The 20,036-nt window shown below is 70.5% G+C and carries 16 protein-coding genes; 15 read left to right on the plus strand and 1 reads right to left on the minus strand.

The genetic code is table 11. The features are described 5' to 3' along the window. Positions 1–75 precede the first annotated feature (75 nt). Positions 76–1,653 carry a serine hydrolase gene (locus tag ACWGPE_RS01190; protein WP_452047923.1) on the plus strand — a complete coding sequence of 526 codons (1,578 nt, stop codon included), beginning with the start codon at positions 76–78 and terminating at the stop codon, positions 1,651–1,653. A 24-nt stretch (positions 1,654–1,677) separates the two neighbouring features. Here the strand turns inward: ACWGPE_RS01190 and ACWGPE_RS01195 are convergent, their stop codons facing one another. Continuing rightward, entirely contained in the window at positions 1,678–2,601 is a 924-nt protein-coding gene (locus ACWGPE_RS01195) for a 2-hydroxyacid dehydrogenase (protein ID WP_452047924.1), read from the minus strand. 49 nt (positions 2,602–2,650) lie between these two features. Here ACWGPE_RS01195 and ACWGPE_RS01200 point away from each other — a divergent pair, with 49 nt between their 5' ends. From ACWGPE_RS01200 to ACWGPE_RS01265, 14 genes are all read left to right on the plus strand, one after another. Next, positions 2,651–3,166 carry a hypothetical protein gene (locus tag ACWGPE_RS01200; RefSeq protein WP_376929889.1) on the plus strand — a complete coding sequence of 172 codons (516 nt, stop codon included), beginning with the start codon at positions 2,651–2,653 and terminating at the stop codon, positions 3,164–3,166. Between the two features lie 109 nt (positions 3,167–3,275). Continuing rightward, entirely contained in the window at positions 3,276–4,637 is a 1,362-nt protein-coding gene (gdhA, locus tag ACWGPE_RS01205; RefSeq protein ID WP_231429005.1) for an NADP-specific glutamate dehydrogenase, read from the plus strand. An 88-nt stretch (positions 4,638–4,725) separates the two neighbouring features. Then, entirely contained in the window at positions 4,726–5,775 is a 1,050-nt protein-coding gene (locus ACWGPE_RS01210) for a LacI family DNA-binding transcriptional regulator (protein ID WP_231429004.1), read from the plus strand. A gap of 177 nt (positions 5,776–5,952) precedes the next feature. Next, complete coding sequence (locus ACWGPE_RS01215) at positions 5,953–7,284, plus strand: ABC transporter substrate-binding protein (protein ID WP_231429003.1); 1,332 nt, start codon at positions 5,953–5,955, stop codon at positions 7,282–7,284. Positions 7,285–7,386: 102 nt separating this feature from the next. Then, the gene (locus ACWGPE_RS01220) at positions 7,387–8,334 is read left to right on the plus strand and encodes a carbohydrate ABC transporter permease (RefSeq protein WP_275506042.1); all 948 of its coding nucleotides are present in this window, start codon (positions 7,387–7,389) and stop codon (positions 8,332–8,334) included. Continuing rightward, a complete protein-coding gene (locus tag ACWGPE_RS01225; protein ID WP_275506043.1) occupies positions 8,334–9,278 on the plus strand; it encodes a carbohydrate ABC transporter permease in 945 nt (314 codons plus the stop codon). The genes ACWGPE_RS01220 and ACWGPE_RS01225 overlap by 1 nt, the downstream gene beginning before the upstream one ends. A 68-nt stretch (positions 9,279–9,346) precedes the next feature. After that, positions 9,347–10,858, plus strand: coding sequence for an arabinosylfuranosidase ArfA (arfA, locus tag ACWGPE_RS01230; protein ID WP_452047925.1), 1,512 nt, complete (start codon positions 9,347–9,349; stop codon positions 10,856–10,858). Positions 10,859–10,901: 43 nt separating this feature from the next. After that, positions 10,902–12,197 carry a D-arabinono-1,4-lactone oxidase gene (locus tag ACWGPE_RS01235; RefSeq protein ID WP_452047926.1) on the plus strand — a complete coding sequence of 432 codons (1,296 nt, stop codon included), beginning with the start codon at positions 10,902–10,904 and terminating at the stop codon, positions 12,195–12,197. A 148-nt stretch (positions 12,198–12,345) separates the two neighbouring features. Next, complete coding sequence (locus ACWGPE_RS01240) at positions 12,346–13,374, plus strand: LacI family DNA-binding transcriptional regulator (protein WP_231428998.1); 1,029 nt, start codon at positions 12,346–12,348, stop codon at positions 13,372–13,374. Next, positions 13,371–14,933 carry a sugar ABC transporter ATP-binding protein gene (locus tag ACWGPE_RS01245; protein WP_452047927.1) on the plus strand — a complete coding sequence of 521 codons (1,563 nt, stop codon included), beginning with the start codon at positions 13,371–13,373 and terminating at the stop codon, positions 14,931–14,933. The genes ACWGPE_RS01240 and ACWGPE_RS01245 overlap by 4 nt, the downstream gene beginning before the upstream one ends. A 196-nt stretch (positions 14,934–15,129) precedes the next feature. Continuing rightward, the gene (locus tag ACWGPE_RS01250; protein WP_452047928.1) at positions 15,130–16,122 is read left to right on the plus strand and encodes an ABC transporter substrate-binding protein; all 993 of its coding nucleotides are present in this window, start codon (positions 15,130–15,132) and stop codon (positions 16,120–16,122) included. Between the two features lie 124 nt (positions 16,123–16,246). After that, the gene (locus ACWGPE_RS01255) at positions 16,247–17,875 is read left to right on the plus strand and encodes a sugar ABC transporter ATP-binding protein (protein WP_452047929.1); all 1,629 of its coding nucleotides are present in this window, start codon (positions 16,247–16,249) and stop codon (positions 17,873–17,875) included. Next, positions 17,872–18,957: an ABC transporter permease gene (locus ACWGPE_RS01260; RefSeq protein ID WP_452047930.1), complete on the plus strand. Its 1,086-nt coding sequence runs from the start codon at positions 17,872–17,874 to the stop codon at positions 18,955–18,957. The genes ACWGPE_RS01255 and ACWGPE_RS01260 overlap by 4 nt, the downstream gene beginning before the upstream one ends. Then, positions 18,954–20,009: an ABC transporter permease gene (locus tag ACWGPE_RS01265; RefSeq protein WP_275506047.1), complete on the plus strand. Its 1,056-nt coding sequence runs from the start codon at positions 18,954–18,956 to the stop codon at positions 20,007–20,009. Before ACWGPE_RS01260 ends, ACWGPE_RS01265 begins: the two co-directional genes overlap by 4 nt. Positions 20,010–20,036: the final 27 nt, after the last annotated feature.

Genomic DNA, 20,036 nt, shown 5'->3' on the forward strand with positions numbered 1-20,036 from the left:
GACCGCTAGGCTGCGCTCGTCGGTCCATGGGGGTCCGGGGCTCGGGGGAGCCCGGTGCGATGGGGGAGGAACGCCATGCGCGTCGTCCGAGGTGCCGCTGTTCCGGCGGTCGTGATCATCGCCGCGGCGCTCGTCGGGTGCACGGCGGCCGAACCGTACGCGCCGAGGATCGAGCTCGGCGACGCGCCGCCGGCCGACGCGGTCGAGCTCGCCGAGGGAGCCCTCGACCCCGCGCTCGAGTCGCTGCCGGGCCTCGTCGAACGCGTGCTCGACGAGACCGGCGTGCCCGGCGCCGCCGTCGCGGTCGTGCACGGTGGCGAGACGGTCTTCGCCGACGGGTTCGGGGTTCGGAAGGTCGGCGAGGACGACCCCGTCGACGCCGAGACGGTCTTCCAGGTGGCGTCGATGTCGAAGCCGATCGGGGCGACCGTCGTCGCGACGCAGGTCACCGACGGCGTCGTCGGCTGGGACACCCCCGTCGCGCCGCTGCTGCCCGGGTTCGCGCTCGCCGACCCGTGGGTGACGGAGCACCTCACCGTCGGCGACCTCTACGCCCACCGCTCGGGTCTGCCGCTCGCCGCGGGCGACGACCTCGAAGACCTCGGATACGACCGCGAATACGTCATCGACCACCTCCGGTACCAGCCGCTGAACCCGTTCCGCATCAGCTACGGCTACGCGAACTTCGGCATGACGGCGGGTGCCGAGGCGGTCGCGAACGCGGCCGGCGTCGACTGGGAGACGCTCTCCGAACGCGAGCTCTACGAGCCGCTCGGCATGACCTCGACGAGCTCCCGGCACGACGACTTCGTCGCCCGCGAAGACCGCGCCGCGCTGCACGCCCTCGTCGACGGCGAGTTCCAGCCCCTGTACGAGCGCGACCCCGACGCGCAGTCGCCCGCGGGCGGCGTGAGCTCGAACGTCGTCGACGTGGCGAAGTGGATGAGCTTCGTGCTCGCCGACGGCGAGACGCTCGTCGACACCGCCGACCTGGCTGCGGCGATGCGCCCGCAGGTCACCTCTGCCCCGTCCGACGTGCCCGGCATGCGGTCGGGCTCGTACGGCTTCGGGTTCAACGTCGGCACCCAGACGAGCGGCCGCGCCACCGCCTCGCACTCCGGCGCATTCGTGCTCGGGGCGGGCACGAACTTCCAACTGGTGCCGTCGCTCGGGCTCGGCGTCGTCGCCCTCACGAACGGGGCGCCGGTCGGTGCCGCCGAGGCGATCGTGAGCGAGTTCCTCGACCTCGTGCAGTACGGCGCGTCGACGCGCGACTGGGTCGAGGCGTACGGGGCGGCCCTCGCGCACTACCGCGAGCCGGCCGGGGACCTCGTCGACCAGTCGCCCCCGGCGTCGCCCGCCGCGCCGTCGGAACCGCTCGAGTCGTACGCGGGCACCTGGTCGAACGAGTACTTCGGCCCGGCCGAGGTCGTGGTCGAGGACGGGTCGCTCGTCGTGCACCTCGGGCCCGACGGCGGCTACGAGGTGCCGCTCGAGCCGTGGGACGGCGACGTCCTCGCCTTCACCCCTGACGGTGAGAACGCGCCCGAGGGCTCGCGCTCCTCGGCGACGTTCGTGCTCGGCGGCGCCGGGTCGTCGACGATGACGCTGCAGTTCTTCGACGGCAACCACCTCGGCACGTGGTCGCGCTGACCGATCGTGCCGCTCGATGCGACGTCAGCTGCGCAGCACCACGTTCTCGGGCGCCTCGCCCCGCAGCATCCGCTCGATCTGGCGGCGCAGGAGCCGCGCCATGCGCGGCATCATCGCGGTCGACGCACCACCCACGTGCGGCGTGACGAGCACGTTCGGCAGGGCGAAGAGCGGGTGGCCGTGGGGGAGCGGCTCGGGGTCGGTGACGTCGAGCGCGAACCGCAGCCGGCCGGTGCGGGCCTCGGCGAGGATCGCCTCGGTGTCGGCCACGCGGCCGCGGGCGACGTTCACGACGAGCGCGCCGTCGGGCAGCGCGGCGAGGAAGCCGGTGTCGACGAGCCCGGTCGTCGCGTCGCTGAGCGGCACGCCCACGACGACGACCTCGGCCTCGGGCAGCAGCGCCGGCAGCTCGTCGACCCCGTGGATGCGGCCGCGCTCGTCGTCGCGCGCGTGCCCGGCCACCCGGGTGATCTCGACCTCGAAGGGCTCGAGGCGGGCCTCGATCGCGCGGCCGACGCCGCCGTAGCCGACGATGAGCACGCGCCGGTCGGCGAGGCTCTCGTGCCGGGCGGGCGCCCAACGGCCGTCGGCCGCGGCACGCACGAAATCGGGGATGCCGCGCTGGCACGCCAGCACCATGCCGACCGCGAGCTCGGCGGTCGAGGGCTCGTGCACGCTCGCCGCGTTCGCGAACACGTGCCCGGGCGGCAGGGCGTCGGCGATGTCGTCGTAGCCGATCGACTGCGACTGCACGAGGCGCGTCGTCACCCCGGCGAGGGCTCCGAGCCGGTCGGAGGTGCCCATGTACGGCGGCACCACGATGTCGAGGTGCGCCGCGGGCGGCGGCGATTCGAGGTCCCACACGACGACCTCGACGCCGTCGGGCGGGGCGCCGAGCGCGTCGCGCAGGGTGGTGCCGGGCACTGAGACGGTGAGCGTGGCAGCCATGCTCCGATCCTCGCAGACCGCGCCGGGGCCGGGTGCTACCGTTCTGCGCATGGAGCACGGTCACGGTGAGGACCGTCCAGAGGACGAGCGGGGCGAGGCGCTGAAGGAGCGCGTCTACGCGACGTTCACGGGGCTCGCGATCGTGCTCGTGCAGCTCGGCAACGTCGAGCACGTCGACGCGACGCGTGCGGTCGTGACCCTCTTCGTCGGCATCGTCGCGATCACCGCCGCGGGCTTCGTCGCCGGGGTGATCGCGCACCTCGCCGTGCACAGCGCGTTCCCCGACCGCGCCGAGGTCGGCGGCATGCTCCGCGTCGCCGGGTCGGCCATCGCGTCGGCGGGCGTGCCGCTGGTGCTGCTCGCCCTCGCGGCGCTCGGGCTGCTCGACCTCGAGTTCGCGCTGCGCGCCGCGTCGATCGTGTACGTCGCGACGCTCGGCCTGATCGGGTACATCGCGGTGCGCCGCACCCGCGTCGCGTGGTGGAAGCAGCTCGTCGCACTCGGTGCGCTCATCGCCCTCGGCCTCGCCGTGGTCGGCCTGCAGCAGCTCGCGCACGGCCACTGACCCGCGGCCGCGTCACACTCGGCCGGGGCATCCGCGCCCGTGGGTATGGTGGAGAGCGCCGCGCGCGAGAGCACCACGTGGCCATCCGTTCGAACCTGAAGGAGCGCGCGTGACCGAGCCTCGCACCGCCATCGACGACGTCTACAGCCAGATCCTCGCCCGCAACCCGGGCGAGTTCGAGTTCCACCAGGCCGTGCGCGAGGTGTTCGGCTCGCTCGACCGCGTGCTCGAGCGCAACCCGCACTACGTGCAGGCGTCGATCCTCGAGCGCATCTGCGAGCCGGAGCGGCAGATCATCTTCCGGGTGCCGTGGGTCGACGACGCCGGGCGCGTGCAGATCAACCGGGGCTTCCGCGTGCAGTTCAACTCGGCGCTCGGGCCGTACAAGGGCGGCCTGCGGTTCCACCCGACCGTCGGCCTGGGCACGGTGAAGTTCCTCGGCTTCGAGCAGATCTTCAAGAACTCGCTCACCGGCATGCCGATCGGCGGCGGCAAGGGCGGCAGCGACTTCGACCCCAAGGGTCGCAGCGACGCCGAGATCATGCGGTTCTGCCAGTCGTTCATGACCGAGCTCTCACGGCACGTCGGCGAGTACCGCGACGTGCCCGCCGGCGACATCGGCGTCGGCGGTCGCGAGATCGGCTACCTCTTCGGCCAGTACAAGCGCATGACGAACCAGTACGAGTCGGGCGTGCTGACCGGCAAGGGGCTCACCTGGGGCGGCTCGCTCGTGCGCACCGAGGCGACCGGCTACGGCGCCGTCTTCTTCACCCAGCACATGCTCGAGACCCGCGGCCGTTCGTTCGACGGCGCCCGCGTGCTGGTCTCGGGCTCGGGCAACGTGGCCGTCCACGCGATCGAGAAGGTGCACGAGCTCGGCGGGCTCGTCGTCGGCGCCTCCGACTCGTCGGGCGCCGTGCACGACCCCGACGGCATCGACGTCGCCGTCCTCCGCGAGGTGAAGGAGGTGCGCCGCGAGCGCATCGAACGGTACGTCGCCGAGCGCGGCGGGCGCGCCGAGTTCGTCGCGGGCGCCACCGCGTGGGACCTCGCCGATCGCGGCCCGGTCCACGTCGCGCTGCCGTGCGCGACGCAGAACGAACTCGGCGAGGCGCACGCACGGGCGCTCGTCGCCGCGGGCGTCGTCGCCGTCGCCGAGGGCGCGAACATGCCGACGACGCCCGAGGCGATCGCGGTGCTGCGCGAGGCGGGCGTGCTGTTCGGGCCGGGCAAGGCGGCGAACGCGGGCGGCGTCGCGACGAGCGCGCTCGAGATGCAGCAGAACGCGTCGCGCGACTCGTGGAGCTTCGAGCACACCGAGGAGCGCCTCGCCGCGATCATGGCCGCGATCCACGAGCGATGCGCGACGACCGCCGACGAGTACGGCGCGCCCGGCGACTACGTCGTCGGCGCGAACATCGCCGGCTTCATCCGCGTCGCCGACGCGATGCTCGCGCTCGGCGTGATCTGACGGTCCGGGACGGGGCGCCTCGCGGCGCCGCCCCTCCGGATCACAACGTTGTACAGTGACTCCATCCGGTTCGGCGAGGGAGGGCGCAATGGCGGTCACGCTGCACGACGTGGCCCGGCTCGCCGGGGTGTCGATCAAGACGGTCTCGAACGTCATCAACGACTACCCGCACATCCGCCCGGCGACGCGCGAGAAGGTCGAGCAGGCGATCGCCGAGCTCGGCTACACCCCGAACCTGACGGCGCGCAGCCTGCGGTCGGGTCGCACGGGCGCGATCGCCCTCGCCGTGCCCGATCTCGCGCTCGCCTACTTCGCCGAGCTCGCCGCGTCGGTGATCGCGGCGGCCGAGGCATCCGGCCTCGTCGTGCTCGTGGAGCAGACCGGCGGCGACCGCGACCGCGAGCTCGAGCTGCTGCGGAGCCCCCGGTTCAAGATGACCGACGGGCTGCTCTTCAGCGCGCTCGGCCTCGGACAGGACGATGCGGAGGTGCTCGACGTGCCGTACCCGCTCGTGCTGCTCGGCGAGCGGATCTTCGACGGCCCGACCGACCACGTGACGATGCAGAACGTCGCGGCGGCGCGCGCGGCCACCGAGCACCTCATCGCCGCCGGTCGCCGGCGCATCGCGGTGGTCGGCGTGCACGAGGGCGAGGTGATCGGCTCGGCCGGGCTGCGCCTGCGGGGCTATCGCGAGGCGCTCGAGGCGCACGGCATCGCGTTCGACGAGGCGCTCGTGGGGCCGTCGATGGCCTGGCATCGCGAGAGCGGTGCGCGGGCGATGCGCGAGATCCTCGCGCGCGGGGTGCCGTTCGACGCGGTCTTCGCGATGAACGACACGCTCGCGCTCGGCGCGATGCGTGCGCTGCTCGAGGCTGGAAGGCGGGTGCCCGACGACGTGGCGGTGATCGGGTTCGACAACATCGACGAGGCCCAGTACACGGTGCCGTCGCTGTCGACGATCGACCCGGGGCGCGAGTGGATCGCCAACACCGCGGTGGGCACGCTGCTCGAACGCATCGAGCGCGGCGACGCGGCCGGCGGGCCGCGCACCCTGCTCGCCGACTTCGCCGTCGTCGCGCGCGAGTCGGCGCCCGCGGTCGACCCTGTGCCGGCGGCGATCGCCGCAGTCGTCGGCTGAACACCGCACGCCGTACGTCCGTGCGAGGTTGACACGTCGCGACGGGCGCGGCATCATGTCCGTTACAACGTTTACGTACAACGTTGTAAAACAAGCGGATCCCCCCGACCGCGCCGACGTGGGCGCGGCGGCACCCAGAGACACCGGTGTCCCCACCGCGAGAGGAAGCACAGCACAATGAAGTCGAAGTTCCTGGCAGCGGGCGGCGTCGTCGCCGTCGCCGCAGCCGCGCTCACCGGCTGCTCGGCCGGCGGCGCCGAAGAGGCCTCCTGCACCAACAAGATCGTCAACGCCGACGCCACGCAGGTCAGCGTCTGGGCCTGGTACCCCGCGTTCGAAGACGTCGTCGACCTCTTCAACGAGAGCCACGACGACGTCCAGATCTGCTGGACGAACGCCGGGCAGGGCAACGACGAGTACACGAAGTTCTCGACCGCCATCGAGGCCGGCTCGGGCGCCCCCGACGTCATCATGCTCGAGAGCGAGGTGCTCTCGAGCTTCTCGATCCGCGACGCGCTCGTCGACCTCACCGAGTACGGCGCAGGCGACGTGCAGGCCGACTACACCGACGGCGCCTGGAAGGACGTCTCGAGCGGCGACGCCGTGTACGCCATCCCCGTCGACGGCGGCCCCATGGGCATGCTCTACCGCAAGGACATCCTCGACCAGTACGGCATTGCCGCCCCCACCACGTGGGACGAGTTCAAGGCCGCCGCGCAGGCCCTGAAGGATGCGGGCGCCCCCGGCGTGCTCGCCGACTTCCCGACCAACGGCCGCGCCTACAACCAGGCGCTCTTCGCCCAGGCCGGCTCGGTGCCGTTCGCCTACGACAACGCGAACCCGACCGAGATCGGCATCGACGTGAACGACGACGGCTCGAAGCAGGTGCTCGCCTACTGGGACGGGCTCGTGAAGGACGGCCTCGTCGCCACCGACGACGCGTTCACCGCCGACTACAACACCAAGCTCGTCGACGGCTCGTACGCGATCTACGTCGCCGCCGCATGGGGCCCCGGCTACCTGCAGGGCTTGTCCGACGCCGACAGCGACGCCGAGTGGCGCGCCGCACCGGTTCCGCAGTGGGACCCGGCGAACCCCGTGCAGATCAACTGGGGCGGCTCGACCTTCGCCGTGACGAGCCAGGCGAAGGACAAGGAGGCCGCAGCGACGGTCGCCAAGGAGATCTTCGGCACCGAGGAGGCGTGGAAGATCGGCATCGAGCAGGCCGCCCTCTTCCCGCTGTGGAAGCCGATCCTCGAGTCCGACTACTTCCGCGACCTCGAGTACCCGTTCTTCGGTGGGCAGCAGATCAACAAGGACGTCTTCCTCGAGGCCGCCGCCGGCTACCAGGGCTTCACGTTCAGCCCCTTCCAGAACTACGCCTACGACCAGCTGACCGAGGAGCAGTTCGCGATGGTGCAGGGCGAGAAGACCTCCGACCAGGCGCTCGACGACCTGCAGGCCTCGCTCGAGCAGTACGCGACCGAGCAGGGCTTCACGCTCGAGTGATCGGCGGGCGGATGCCTCGCGCCCATGCCGAGGCATCCGCCCGTGCCCCACGCACCGACCACGGACCCCGGCTTCCGACCGTCTCGACGAGGAGAACGAGCCATGACCACCCAGACCAGCGTCGCCGCCCCCGCGGTGCCGCGACGCCGCGCCCTGCGCGCCGGCGGATCCACCCTCCTGCGCCGACGGCAGCGCTGGGGCTGGCTCTTCGTCTCGCCGTTCCTCGCCGTCTTCGCGCTGCTGCTCGTGTTCCCCCTCGCCTACGCGTTCGGCATGAGCCTGTTCACGTCGACGCTCGCGACCGGCACCGAGTTCACCGGGCTCGGCAACTACGCGAAGGCGTTCACCGACCCGCTCTTCCTCGAGGGCATGCTGCGGGTGCTCGCGTTCGCCGTCGTGATGATCCCCGCGCAGCTCATCGTCGCGATCGCCGCGGCGCTCGTGCTCGACACCCTCGCGACGAAGCTCTCGAAGCTCTCGCGGCTGCTGATCTTCGCGCCGTACGCCATCCCCGGCGTCATCGGCGCACTCATGTGGAGCTTTCTGTACAGCCCCCGGTTCGGCCCGGGCGGCACGCTCTTCAACCTCGTCGGCATGCCGACCCCCGACTTCCTCGCCCCGGGCACGATCTTCGGCAGCCTCGTGAACATCGTCACGTGGCAGTGGGCGGGCTACTACATGGTCGTGATCTACGCGGCCCTGCGCGCGATCGACCCGTCGATCTACGAGGCGGCCCGCATCGACGGCGCGAACGGCTGGCAGACGGCGCTGCGCATCAAGGTGCCGATGATCGGTTCGTCGATGGTCATGATCGTCATGTTCGCCCTCATCGGCACGCTGCAGTTCTTCACCGAGCCGGTCGTGCTGCGCAACGTCGCCCAGGGCGCGATCGACGCGGCGTACACGCCCAACATGTACGCGTACTCGCTCGCCTTCTCGTACAGCCAGTTCAACTACGCGTCGGCGATCGCGTTCTCGCTCGGTGCCCTCGTCTTCGCCGGCTCGTTCGTCTTCCTGTTCCTCACCCGCAAGCAGAGCGGACTGAAGTGATGTCGATCTTCACCCAGCGCCCGACCGAGGCGGCCGAGCCGCTCACCACCGCGACCGGGGTGCCCTCGCACGTCGACCGAAGCGCCAAGGGCCGCCGCCGCGCCGGCGGGCGGCGCATCGGCTCGCACGTCTTCCTCGTGATCCTCGCGATCTACTTCGTCGTGCCGATCTGGTGGCTCGTCGTCGCCTCGACGAAGGACACGGCAGGGCTGTTCTCGAGCCCGGCGTTCTGGTTCTCCGGCGACTTCTCGCTGTTCTCGAACATCGCCGAGCTGTTCACCCACCAGGGCGGCATCTACTGGCGCTGGCTCGGCAACTCGTTCCTGTACGCCTTCGCGGGCGGCATCGGCGCGACGATCCTCGCGATCCTCGCGGGGTACGGCTTCGCGAAGTACGACTTCCGGGGTCGCGGGGCGGTGTTCACGGTCGTGCTCGGCTCGGTCATGGTGCCGCTCACGGCCCTCGTCATCCCGACGTTCATGCTGCTCAGCCAGTACGGCATCATCAACACCCCGTGGGCCGTCATCCTGCCGAGCCTGCTCAGCCCGTTCGGCGTCTACCTGATGCGGGTCTACACGCAGGACGCGGTGCCCGACGAGATGCTCGAGGCGGCCCGCATCGACGGCGCCGGCGAGCTGCGCACCTTCTTCCAGGTCGCGCTGCCGCTGCTGCGCCCCGCGATCGTGACGGTGCTGCTGCTCTCGATCGTCGGCACGTGGAACAACTTCTTCCTGCCGCTCGCCGTGCTGACCGACCCGCAGCTGCTGCCCGTCACCGTCGGGCTCAACCGGTGGACGGCGCTCTCGAACGCGGGCGCCGGCGGCGAGCAGGTGTGGAACCTCATCACCTCGGGCGCCTTCATCTCGGTGCTGCCGCTCATCCTCTCCTTCCTCTTCCTGCAGCGCTACTGGCAGGGCGGCCTCTCGGTCGGCTCGATCAAGTAGCACTCGACGAACGGGCGGTGCCGAGGCGACCGCCCCCTTGAACCGAACACGAAACAGAAAGCACCCGCATGCCCAGCGCACACCTCACCATCGACCCGCACTTCGAGGTCGGCCGCATCGACCGCCGCGTCTTCGGCGGCTTCGTGGAGCACCTCGGCCGCCACGTGTACGACGGCATCTACGAGCCCGGTCACCCCGCAGCCGACGCGGAGGGCTTCCGCACCGACGTCGTCGAACTCGTCAGGGAGCTCGGCGTCTCGACCATCCGGTACCCCGGCGGCAACTTCGTGTCGGGCTTCCGCTGGGAGGACTCGGTCGGACCGCGCGAGGAGCGTCCGCGCCGGCTCGACCTCGCGTGGCACTCGACCGAGACCAACGAGGTCGGGCTGCACGAGTTCTCGTCGTGGCTCGACAAGGTCGGCTCGGAGCTCATGCTCGCCGTCAACCTCGGCACCCGCGGCACCCTCGAGGCGCTCGACCTGCTCGAGTACGCGAACCTCGCGGGCGGTACCGCCCTGTCGCAGCGCCGCATCGACAACGGCCGTACCGACGCGTTCGGCGTGAGGATGTGGTGCCTCGGCAACGAGATGGACGGCCCGTGGCAGCTCGGCCACCGCAGCGCCGACGACTACGGCAAGATCGCGTCGCGGACCGCGAAGGCGATGCGCCAGCTCGACCCGTCGATCGAGCTCGTCGTCTGCGGGTCGTCGAGTGCGCACATGCCGACCTTCGGCGAGTGGGAGCGGGTCGTGCTGACGCACGCCTACGACGACGTCGACTACATCTCGTGCCACGCCTACTACGAGGAGAAGGACGGCGACCTCGGCTCCTTCCTCGCGTCGGCCGTCGACATGGACGGCTTCATCGAGACCGTCGTCGCGACCGCCGACCACGTGAAGGCCGTGCGCGGCAGCGACAAGGCCGTGAACATCTCGTTCGACGAGTGGAACGTCTGGTACCTCTCGCGGTTCCAGAACGTCGACAAGATCGAGGGCCTCGACAACTGGCCGGTCGCGCCGCGCCTGCTCGAGGACGTGTACTCGGTCGCCGACGCGGTCGTGTTCGGAAACCTCATGATCTCGCTGCTGAAGCACGCCGACCGGGTCACCTCGGCGAGTCTCGCCCAGCTCGTCAACGTCATCGCGCCGATCATGACCGAGCCCGGCGGACCTGCCTGGCGCCAGACGACGTTCTTCCCCTTCTCGATCACCTCGCGCCTCGCGCAGGGCGCGGCGCTCGAGCTGAAGCTCGACGCGCCGACGTACGAGACGAAGGAGTACGGCGTCGTGCCGCTCGTCGACGCGGTCGCGACGCACGACGCGTCGACGGGGCGTTCGGCGGTCTTCCTCGTGAACCGCTCGACGACCGAGGCGCTCGACGTGACCGTCGACGTCGCCTCGCTCGGCGACGTCTCGGTCCTCGAGTCGCACACGCTCGCCGACGAGGACGCGTACGCGAAGAACACCCTCGCCGAGCCCGAGCGGGTCGCGCCGCACGAGAACGACTCGGTGCGCATCGAGGGCGGCGCCCTCACCGTGACGCTGCCGCCGGTGTCGTGGACGGCGCTGTCGCTCGGGTGAACCGTGCGCAGCGGCGGGCGCGCCGACCCGTACGGTGGTGACCATGCGCACCAGTGGGGGCCGGCGGAACTGGGCCGGCAACCTCGGATATCGAGCGAGCCGGGTCGTGCGACCCCGCTCGGTCGCCGAGCTCCAGAATCTCCTCGCCGACCCGGGCTGGGTGGGCGGCGACCGGTTCCGCGCGCTCGGCTCGCGGCACAGCTTCAACGACCTCGCCGACACGGCCGGCACCCACATCGAGACCGACGGGCTGCCGGTCGAGGTCGATGCCGGCAGCGCGCCCGGGGCGGTGCGCATCTCGGGCGGACTGCGCTACGGCGCACTCGCCGAGGCGCTGCACGCGCGCGGGCTCGCCCTCGCGACCCTCGCCTCGCTGCCGCACATCTCGGTCGCGGGTGCGATCGCGACCGGCACCCACGGCTCGGGCGACCGGCTCGGTTCCCTCGCGAGCGCCGTGCGCGCGATCGCGATCGTCGGCGGCGACGGCGAGGTCCGGAGCCTTCGGCGCGGCGACGCCGACTTCGAGGGCGTGGTCGTGAACCTCGGCGCCCTCGGCGTGGTCGTCGCCCTCGAACTCGACGTCGAGCCGGCGTACGCGGTCGCGCAGCACGTCTTCGACGGGCCGCGGTGGGACGCCGTGCTCGACGGGTTCGACCGGGTCACCTCGCTCGCGACGAGCGTCAGCGTCTTCACGACATGGCAGCGCACCGACCGGGCCGACCTGCTCTGGCTCAAGCAGCGAGCGGATGCCTCGGGGCCGGGTGCCGACGGCGAGGCATCCGCGTTCATCGCCGGCACGCTCGGGGCGACGGCCGCCGCAGCGCCACGCCATCCCGTGCCGGGCGGTGACGCGCGAGCGACGACCGAGCAGCTCGGGGCGCCCGGCCCGTGGCACGAGCGGCTGCCGCACTTCCGGCTCGCATTCACGCCCTCCGCGGGAGAGGAGCTGCAGTCGGAGTACCTCGTGCCGCGCCGTGACGCGGTCGCCGCGATCGCGGCCGTGCGCTCGCTCGCCGACCGCGTCGCGCCGCTCCTCCACGTGTGCGAGATCCGCACCGTCGCGGCCGACCGCCTGTGGCTGAGCTCGTCGTACGGGGTCGACGCCGTCGGCATCCACTTCACGTGGCGGCGCGAGCAGGCGGCCGTCGAGGCGCTGCTGCCGCGGATCGAGGCGGCCCTGCCGGCGACCGCGCGTCCCCACTGGGGCAAGCTCTTCGCGCTGCCCGGCGAGGAGGTGGCCAGCCGGTACCCGCGCTGGCGCGACTTCGCCGTACTGCGGGAGCGCTTCGATCCCGAGCGCCGCTTCGTGAACTCCTACCTGGAGCGGCTCGGGCTCTGAACCGCCCTGCCGAGTCCTGCGACACCTCCGGCAACCGTCCATCCCGCACGGTGTGCGGGATGGACGGAGCGAATAGTCTGGTCCCGTCGGCTCGCGGATGCGCGGCCGAGGTCCGGCGCATCTGCGCTCCCGAGGCAGGAGATCGGTGGTGAGCGGCATCGAGGTAGGTGAGCGCCCCGAGAAGCTCGGCATCCGCGAGGTCGCCGCGCTCGCCGGGGTATCGCACATGACGGTCTCGCGAGTGCTCAACGGGCATCCCGGGATTCGGCCGTCGACCCGCCAGCGCGTGCTCGATGTCGTGCGCGAGCTCGATTTCAAGCCGAACAGCGCAGCCCGGGCCCTCGCGACCCAGCGCACCCAGCGCATCGGCGTCATCGTCGACAGCGCGGTCGAGTTCGGGCCGACGAGCACGTTGCGCGGACTCGAGCTCGCGGCCCGGTCGAGCGGCTACTCCGTGACCTCCGTCGCGATGCAGGACGACGCGAACCTCACCCCCGAGGCGGCCGTCGGCCACCTCATCGCGGAGGGCGTCGACGCGCTGTGCGTCGTGGCCCCGCGCTCCTCGTCGGTGACGGCGCTGCGCAGCATCTCGATCGACGTGCCGGTGCTCGTCGTCAAGGCCGCGAAGGATCCGACCTTCCTCACGGTCAGCGTCGACCAGCAGCTTGGAACGATGCTCGCCGTCGATCACCTCGTGTCGCTCGGCCACCGCGACATCCTGCATCTCGCCGGCCCGCTCGACTGGCTCGACGCCCGTGGCCGCGAGCGTGCGTTCCACACCCGCATCGAGGAATGGGGACTCAAGGCGCGCCCGATCGTCGTCGGCGACTGGACGGCCGACTTCGGCTACGAGTACGCGGCCGGGCTGAAGGGGGTGCCCGACTACACCGCGATGTTCGTCGCGAACGACGAGATGGCGCTCGGGGTCGTGCACGGCTTCCACGACCGCGGCATCCGCGTGCCCGACGACGTCAGCGTCGTCGGCTTCGACGACCTGCCGTTCTCCCGCCACTTCATCCCACCGCTGACGACCGTCAGGCAGGACTTCCACGCACTCGGCACCAAGGCGATGGAGGTGCTCCGGGCTGCGCTCGAGGGGCGAGAGATACCGCAGCGCTCGAAGATCGCGAGCGAACTGGTCGTTCGGTCGTCGACCGCGCCGCCGAGGTCGACATGACCGCGACGGATGCCTCGCCGTCGCGGGTCGCCGACGAGCGGCCCGTCGTCGAGATGATCGGCGTCACGGTAGAGATCGAGGGGAGGCCGGTGCTGCATGAGGTCGATCTGCGGCTCTACCCGGGCGAGGTGCATGCGCTCATGGGCGGCAACGGCGCCGGTAAGTCGTCGCTCGTCAAGGCGCTGACCGGCGCGTACCGCATCGGCGCCGGTGAAGTGAGGATCGCGGGGGAGAGCGTTTCGCTCGCCGGACCCGGTGCGGCGGAATCCGCCGGGATCGCCGCGGCGTTCCAGGACGTCGACCTCTGCGTCAACCTCTCCGTCGCCGAGAACGTCATGATCGGCCACGAGGAGCGCCGCTGGTACGGCATCGCCTGGGGCGCGACCCGGCGGCGTGCCGTGTCGGTGCTCGAAGAACTCGGCTTGGGGGGCCTCGACCCGCGCAGCGCCGTCGCGACGCTCGCGCCGGCGATGCAGCAGCTCGTCGCCATCGCGCGAGCGATGGTGACCCACCCCAAGGTGCTCGTGCTCGACGAACCCACGTCGAGCCTCGACGCCGACGAGGTCGCGACGCTCTTCCGCGCGCTGCGCAGGCTGCGCGACCAGGGCGTGGCCATCCTGTTCGTCTCGCACTTCCTCGAACAGGTCTATGCGATCAGCGATCGCATCACCGTGCTGCGCGACGGGCGCGGTCAGGGCGAGTACCCGACACGCGAGCTCGATCGCGCCGTGCTGATCTCGAAGATGATCGGCAAGGACCTCACGGAGTTGCGGCGCATCGGATCGGAGCGGCGCGCGCACCGCGCCGACCCGACCGGGGAGCCCCTCTACCAGGCAGCCGGCGTCGGGCGGCGCGGCGAGTTCGCGCCGACCGACCTCGAGCTGCACCGGGGTGAGATCGTCGGACTGGGCGGCCTGCGCGGCTCCGGTCGCAGCGAGCTCGGGCAGCTGCTCGCGGGGGTCGTCCGGCGGGACTCGGGCACGATCCGCGTGGACGGGCGGGAGGCCGCCCTGCCGAACCCGGCAGCGGCCCTTCGCCGCCGTGTCGCGTTCGCGAGCGAGGACCGCCGGGACGGCGGCATCATCGAAGAGCTCAGCGTGCGCGAGAACATCATCCTCGCGCTGCAGGGCATCCGCGGCTGGGCGAGGCCGATCTCGCGCGCGGAGCGGGATGCGCTCGTCGATCGGTTCATGGAGTCGCTCGCCATCGTCGCCCCGGGGCCGGATGCGCCCGCGCGGCAGCTCTCGGGCGGCAACCAGCAGAAGGTGCTGCTCGCGAGATGGCTCGCCACGCGGCCGCACGTGCTCGTGCTCGACGAACCGACCCGCGGTGTCGACATCGCGGCGAAGGTCGAGCTCCAGACCGTCGTCGCCGAGCTGGCGCGCGAGGGGGTCGCCGTCGTCTTCATCTCGTCCGAGCTCGACGAGGTGGTGCGGTTGAGCGATCGCATCGTGATCCTCAAGGACCGCCGCAAGATCGGCGAGGTGAGCAACGGCCCGGGGCTCAGCGTCGACACGATCATCGAGATGATCGCGGCCGACACCGACGACGACGCGTAACCCCAGCCTGCCGCTCGATTTCCGACGTGTGTCCAGAACGTTATGTTCCCGGGAACATTTTGTATTGCGCGGACGTTTCTGTTCCCGGTAACATCGCCGCGTGGCCACGCATCGAGCGTCGCTGCAATCACTCGAAATCCCGCGCGAGCGGGGAGCTAGCCGGCGCATCGGTGCCGGGTCTCAAGGAGGAGATCTCATGTCAGTTCAGAGGCGATTCACGAAGTTCCTCGGCCTGGCGGCCGTCGGCGCGATCAGCATCGGCCTCGCGGCCTGCTCGAGCGGCGGCGGCAGCGCGGAGGCCGGCGACGACGACCTCACCACCGTCGGCTTCGTCGCCGTCGGCCCCGAAGGGGCGTGGCGCGAAGCCAACGAGAAGAACATCCAGGAGACGTTCACGAAGGACGCCGGCTTCGACCTGAAGTACGCTCCGGCCACCAACCTCGACCAGAAGTCGCAGATCGACGCGTTCACGTCGTTCGTCGACGAGGGCGTCGACGTCATCCTGCTCTCGGCCACCGAGGCGTCCGGCTGGGAGGACTCGCTCTCCCGCGCACAGGAAGCCGAGATCCCCGTGATCCTGCTCGACCGCGGCATCGAGCCCGACGACACGAGCCTGTACGTGACCCGCATCGCACCGGACAACGTCGAGGTCGCGAAGGAGGTCGGCGCCTGGGCGGTCGCGACGTTCCCGGACGGCGGCAACTACATCACGCTCGAGGGCCCGGCCGGCGTCGGCGTCGTGAACGAGCGCAACGAGGGCTGGGACGCCTCGGTCGACGGCTCGAAGCTCGTCGAGGTCGCCGCGCAGACCGCCAACTGGTCGGCCGAGGAGGGCAAGAGCGTCACCGAGACGCTGCTCAAGGCGAACGGCAACGACATCCAGCTGATCTTCGCGCAGAACGACGAGATGGGCCTCGGCGCTGCGCAGGCCGTCGAAGAGGCCGGCCTGAAGCCCGGCGTCGACGTCAAGATCGCCACGATCGACGGCACCGCCGCAGCCATGGAAGCGCTCGCGAACGGCCAGCTGAGCTACGTGCACGAGTACAACCCGCTGTTCGGCGAGACCGCGCTCGACGTCGTGGAGAAGACCCTCGCGGGCGACTCGGTCGAGTCGTACATCATCGTGCCGAGCGAGGCGTTCGACTCGCCCGAGGCGGCCCAGGCCGTCCTCGCCGACCGCAAGTACTGACCAGCCGACGGCGCCGTCTCCCTCGGCGCGCTGCACATGCGGTGCGGGGTCAGCCCGATGGCGGCCCCGCACCGCTGCCCACCGAGACGTCGGCCGCTGCGGCCGGGTACAGGATGCGAACGTAATGACTGAAGCACTGCCCATCGTCGAGATGCGCGACATCTCGATCGAGTTCCCGGGCGTCAAAGCGCTGGACGGGGTCGACTTCCGCCTCTTCCAGGGCGAAGTCCATGCGCTGATGGGCGAGAACGGCGCCGGCAAGTCGACGCTCATCAAGGCGCTCACGGGCGTCTACCGGATCGACGGCGGTTCGATCGTCGTCGCCGGCCAGGAACGCCAGTTCAACGGCACGGCGGATGCGCAGCATGCGGGCATCTCGACCGTGTACCAGGAGGTGAACCTGGTCACCAACCTCACGATCGGCGAGAACGTCATGCTCGGGCACGAGGTGCGCGGCACGTTCGGCGTCAACTGGAAGGCCACCCACACGGCCGCGACCGAGGCGCTCGCCCGGCTCGGACTCGGGCACCTCGACACCCACAAGCCCCTCTCCACGCTGTCCATCGCCATGCAGCAGCTCGTCGCGATCAGCCGCGCGATGGCGATCAAGGCGAAGGTCCTCATCCTCGACGAGCCGACCTCGAGCCTCGATGCGGCAGAGGTCGAGGGCCTCTTCCGCGTCATGCGGACCCTGCGCGACGAGGGCGTCGCCATCCTCTTCGTCTCGCACTTCCTCGATCAGGTCTACGCGATCAGCGATCGCATCACGATCCTGCGCAACGGCCGCTACGAGGGCGAGTACCTCGCGCGAGAGCTCGACCGGCACGCACTCATCTCGACGATGATCGGCAGGGACCTGAACGTGCTCTCCTCTCTCGGAGGCAACCGCCGCGTCGAGGAGCGCGACTACGCGGCGGAGGAGCCGCTGCTCGCAGCGAAGGGGATCGGCCGTCGCGGTTCGATCGAACCGACCGACCTCGACATCCACCCCGGCGAGGTCGTCGGGTTCGCAGGCCTCCTCGGGTCGGGCCGCACCGAGCTCGCCCGACTGCTCTACGGCGCGGACCGCCTCGACGAGGGCTCCATCACGCTGCGGGGCGAGCACGTCGACATCAAGAATCCCGCCGACGGCCTCGGCAGGCGCATCGCCTTCTCGACCGAGAACCGGCGCGATGAGGGCATCATCGGCGATCTCACGATCCGCGAGAACATGATCCTCGCGGTGCAGGCCGAGCGCGGCTGGGCGCGCCCGATGTCGCGCAAGGAGCAGGACGAGATCGTCGACCGATACGTCAGCGCGCTCAACGTGCGGCCCGCCGACCCGAACCGCCTCATCAAGAACCTCTCGGGCGGCAACCAGCAGAAGGTGCTGCTCGGCCGGTGGCTCGCCACGAAGCCCGACCTGCTCATCCTCGACGAGCCCACGCGGGGCATCGACGTCGGCGCGAAGGCCGAGATCCAGGAGGCCGTCGCCCGGCTCGCCGAAGACGGCGTCTCGGTCGTGTTCATCTCCTCGGAGCTCGAAGAGGTCGTGCGACTCAGCGAACGCATCGTGGTCCTGAAGGATCACCAGAAGATCGGCGAGATCGTGAACGGCCCCGACGTGACGGCGCAACAGGTCGTCGACGTCATCGCCGCGCACGGGGTCGACGCCGCCGCTCGCAGTGGCATCATCGATGCCGAGGACGACGCGCACCCGACCGCCTCGACCGACGACGGGCAACTGCCCGAGCTGACGGAGGAACACTCATGAGCACCGCCGCTCGATCCACCTGGCTGCACGACCTCGTGCGCAAGCCGTTCTTCTGGGGCGTGGTGGCGATCATCGCCCTCCTGCTGCTCAACGTCATGAAGGACCCGACGTACCTGGCGATCTCGGTCAACCCCGACAACGGCAACCTGGTCGGCAACCTCGTCGACATCCTCCGCGCCTCGGCGCCGATCCTCATGATCGCGGTGGGCATGTCGCTCGTGATCGCCACCGGTGGCATCGACCTCTCGGTCGGATCGGTGATGGCGGTCTCCGGCGCGGTCGCGATGGTGTTCATGAAGGACGCCGGACAGTCGGGTTCCCTCGGCGTCGCCCTCGGCGCCATCGGGCTCGCGCTCGCCGTGAGCGCCGTGCTCGGCGTCGTGAACGGCGTGCTCGTCGCCTACATCGGCCTGCAGCCGTTCATCTCGACCCTCATCATGATGCTCGCAGGGCGGGGCATCGCGAAGGTGATCACGGAGGGGCAGAACACGTCGGCGACGAACGATCCGTTCCGCTGGCTCGCGAACGGCTTCATCGTCGGCCTCCCCGTGGTGTTCCTCCTCGCACTCGCGATCGTCGGGCTCGTCGGGCTCGTGGTCCGCCGCAGCGCCCTCGGCCTCATGATCGAGGCGATCGGCATCAACCCCAAGGCGAGCCGCATGGCCGGCATCCGACCGAGCGGACTGCTGCTGACCGTCTACGTGCTGAGCGCCGTGCTCGCCGGTATCGCCGGCATCATGTCGGTCGGCACCGTGATGACGGTGGACGTCTCGCGAACCGGCTACCAGATGGAGCTCGACGCGATCCTCGCGGTCGTCATCGGCGGCACGTCCCTGTCGGGCGGCAAGTTCTCGATCGGCGGCGCAGTGGTCGGCGCGCTGCTCATCGCGACGCTCGACAAGACCGTCGTCTTCCTCGGCGTCTCGTCGTCGGCGACGCCGGCGTTCAAGGCGATCGTCATCGTCGTGCTCTGCCTGCTGCAGTCCGACCGGGTGCGCGGCTGGTTCGTACAGCGTCGGAAGCCTCCGAAGGAGCGACCCGTTCCGAACGCCGTCGCCGCGAGAGAAGAGGTGTCGGCATGACCGCACTGCAGTCCCCCCGCCTCGAGCCCCAGGTCGAGGCATCCCCGCACTCGCGACTGTGGGAACGCGTGAAGCGCGTCGTCGCGTCGAACCCGTCGGTGCTGCCGACAGCCGCGGCCATCGTGATCTTCATCGGCATGGTGATCTACGGCGAGGTGGCCTACGGGCGCATCGTGCAGTACAACACCCTGTCGAACCTGCTCATCAACAACGCGCACCTCATCATCCTCGCGGTGGCGATGACGTTCGTGATCCTCACCGGCGGCATCGACCTGTCGGTCGGCTCGGTGATCGCGCTGTCGAGCGTCGCAGGCGTCATGCTCTCGAACGCGGGATGGAACCCGTGGGTCGTGATCGTGCTGATGATCCTCATCGGCACCGCGTTCGGCCTCGCGAGCGGCATCCTCATCCAGTACTTCAACGTGCAGCCGTTCATCGCGACGCTCGCCATGATGTTCCTGGGGCGCGGCCTCGCATCGCTGCTCAGCACGAGGCCCGAGCGGCTCGCCGACGACTCGCCGATCCTCTGGCTCGGCGAGCAGTTCAAGGTCATCGACGGCGAGAAGGTGAACGACGTCGTCATCACGCCGGGCGTCATCATCGCCGTGCTGGTCGTCATCGTCGCGTTCTTCGTGCTCCACCGCACCCGCACGGGCCGCACCGTCTACGCGATCGGCGGCTCGGAGAGCTCGTCGTCGCTCATGGGCCTCGCGGTGCCGCGCACGAAGGTGCTCGTGTACGTCATCAGCGGGACGCTCGCGGGCGTCTCGGCGGTCGTGTACACCTCGCGCCTCGGCATCGCGCAGAACATCACCGGCATCGGGTGGGAGCTCGACGCGATCGCCGCGACCGTCATCGGCGGCACACTGCTCACGGGCGGCTACGGCTACGTGCTGGGCTCGGTCGTCGGAGCCCTCGTGCTCGGGCTGATGAACGTGCTCATCACCCGCGACGGCGGCATCCCGCCCGAGATGACGACGATCATCACCGGCGGCATCCTGCTCGTGTTCGTGCTCCTGCAGCGCCTCGTGCTCATGCGCCGGCGGACGTAGCCGACACGCTCGGTTCCCGGCGATCTC

The organism is Agromyces sp. NPDC055658 (assembly GCF_053618155.1).

What these genes read in the sequence shown, in the direction of transcription:
- ACWGPE_RS01190 (WP_452047923.1), top strand. Translation starts at nt 76, where the DNA reads ATGCGCGTCGTCCGAGGTGCCGCTGTTCCGGCGGTCGTGATCATCGCC.
- ACWGPE_RS01195 (WP_452047924.1), bottom strand. Translation starts at nt 2,601, where the DNA reads ATGGCTGCCACGCTCACCGTCTCAGTGCCCGGCACCACCCTGCGCGAC.
- ACWGPE_RS01200 (WP_376929889.1), top strand. Translation starts at nt 2,651, where the DNA reads ATGGAGCACGGTCACGGTGAGGACCGTCCAGAGGACGAGCGGGGCGAG.
- ACWGPE_RS01210 (WP_231429004.1), top strand. Translation starts at nt 4,726, where the DNA reads ATGGCGGTCACGCTGCACGACGTGGCCCGGCTCGCCGGGGTGTCGATC.
- ACWGPE_RS01215 (WP_231429003.1), top strand. Translation starts at nt 5,953, where the DNA reads ATGAAGTCGAAGTTCCTGGCAGCGGGCGGCGTCGTCGCCGTCGCCGCA.
- ACWGPE_RS01220 (WP_275506042.1), top strand. Translation starts at nt 7,387, where the DNA reads ATGACCACCCAGACCAGCGTCGCCGCCCCCGCGGTGCCGCGACGCCGC.
- ACWGPE_RS01225 (WP_275506043.1), top strand. Translation starts at nt 8,334, where the DNA reads ATGTCGATCTTCACCCAGCGCCCGACCGAGGCGGCCGAGCCGCTCACC.
- arfA (WP_452047925.1), top strand. Translation starts at nt 9,347, where the DNA reads ATGCCCAGCGCACACCTCACCATCGACCCGCACTTCGAGGTCGGCCGC.
- ACWGPE_RS01235 (WP_452047926.1), top strand. Translation starts at nt 10,902, where the DNA reads ATGCGCACCAGTGGGGGCCGGCGGAACTGGGCCGGCAACCTCGGATAT.
- ACWGPE_RS01245 (WP_452047927.1), top strand. Translation starts at nt 13,371, where the DNA reads ATGACCGCGACGGATGCCTCGCCGTCGCGGGTCGCCGACGAGCGGCCC.
- ACWGPE_RS01250 (WP_452047928.1), top strand. Translation starts at nt 15,130, where the DNA reads ATGTCAGTTCAGAGGCGATTCACGAAGTTCCTCGGCCTGGCGGCCGTC.
- ACWGPE_RS01255 (WP_452047929.1), top strand. Translation starts at nt 16,247, where the DNA reads ATGACTGAAGCACTGCCCATCGTCGAGATGCGCGACATCTCGATCGAG.
- ACWGPE_RS01260 (WP_452047930.1), top strand. Translation starts at nt 17,872, where the DNA reads ATGAGCACCGCCGCTCGATCCACCTGGCTGCACGACCTCGTGCGCAAG.
- ACWGPE_RS01265 (WP_275506047.1), top strand. Translation starts at nt 18,954, where the DNA reads ATGACCGCACTGCAGTCCCCCCGCCTCGAGCCCCAGGTCGAGGCATCC.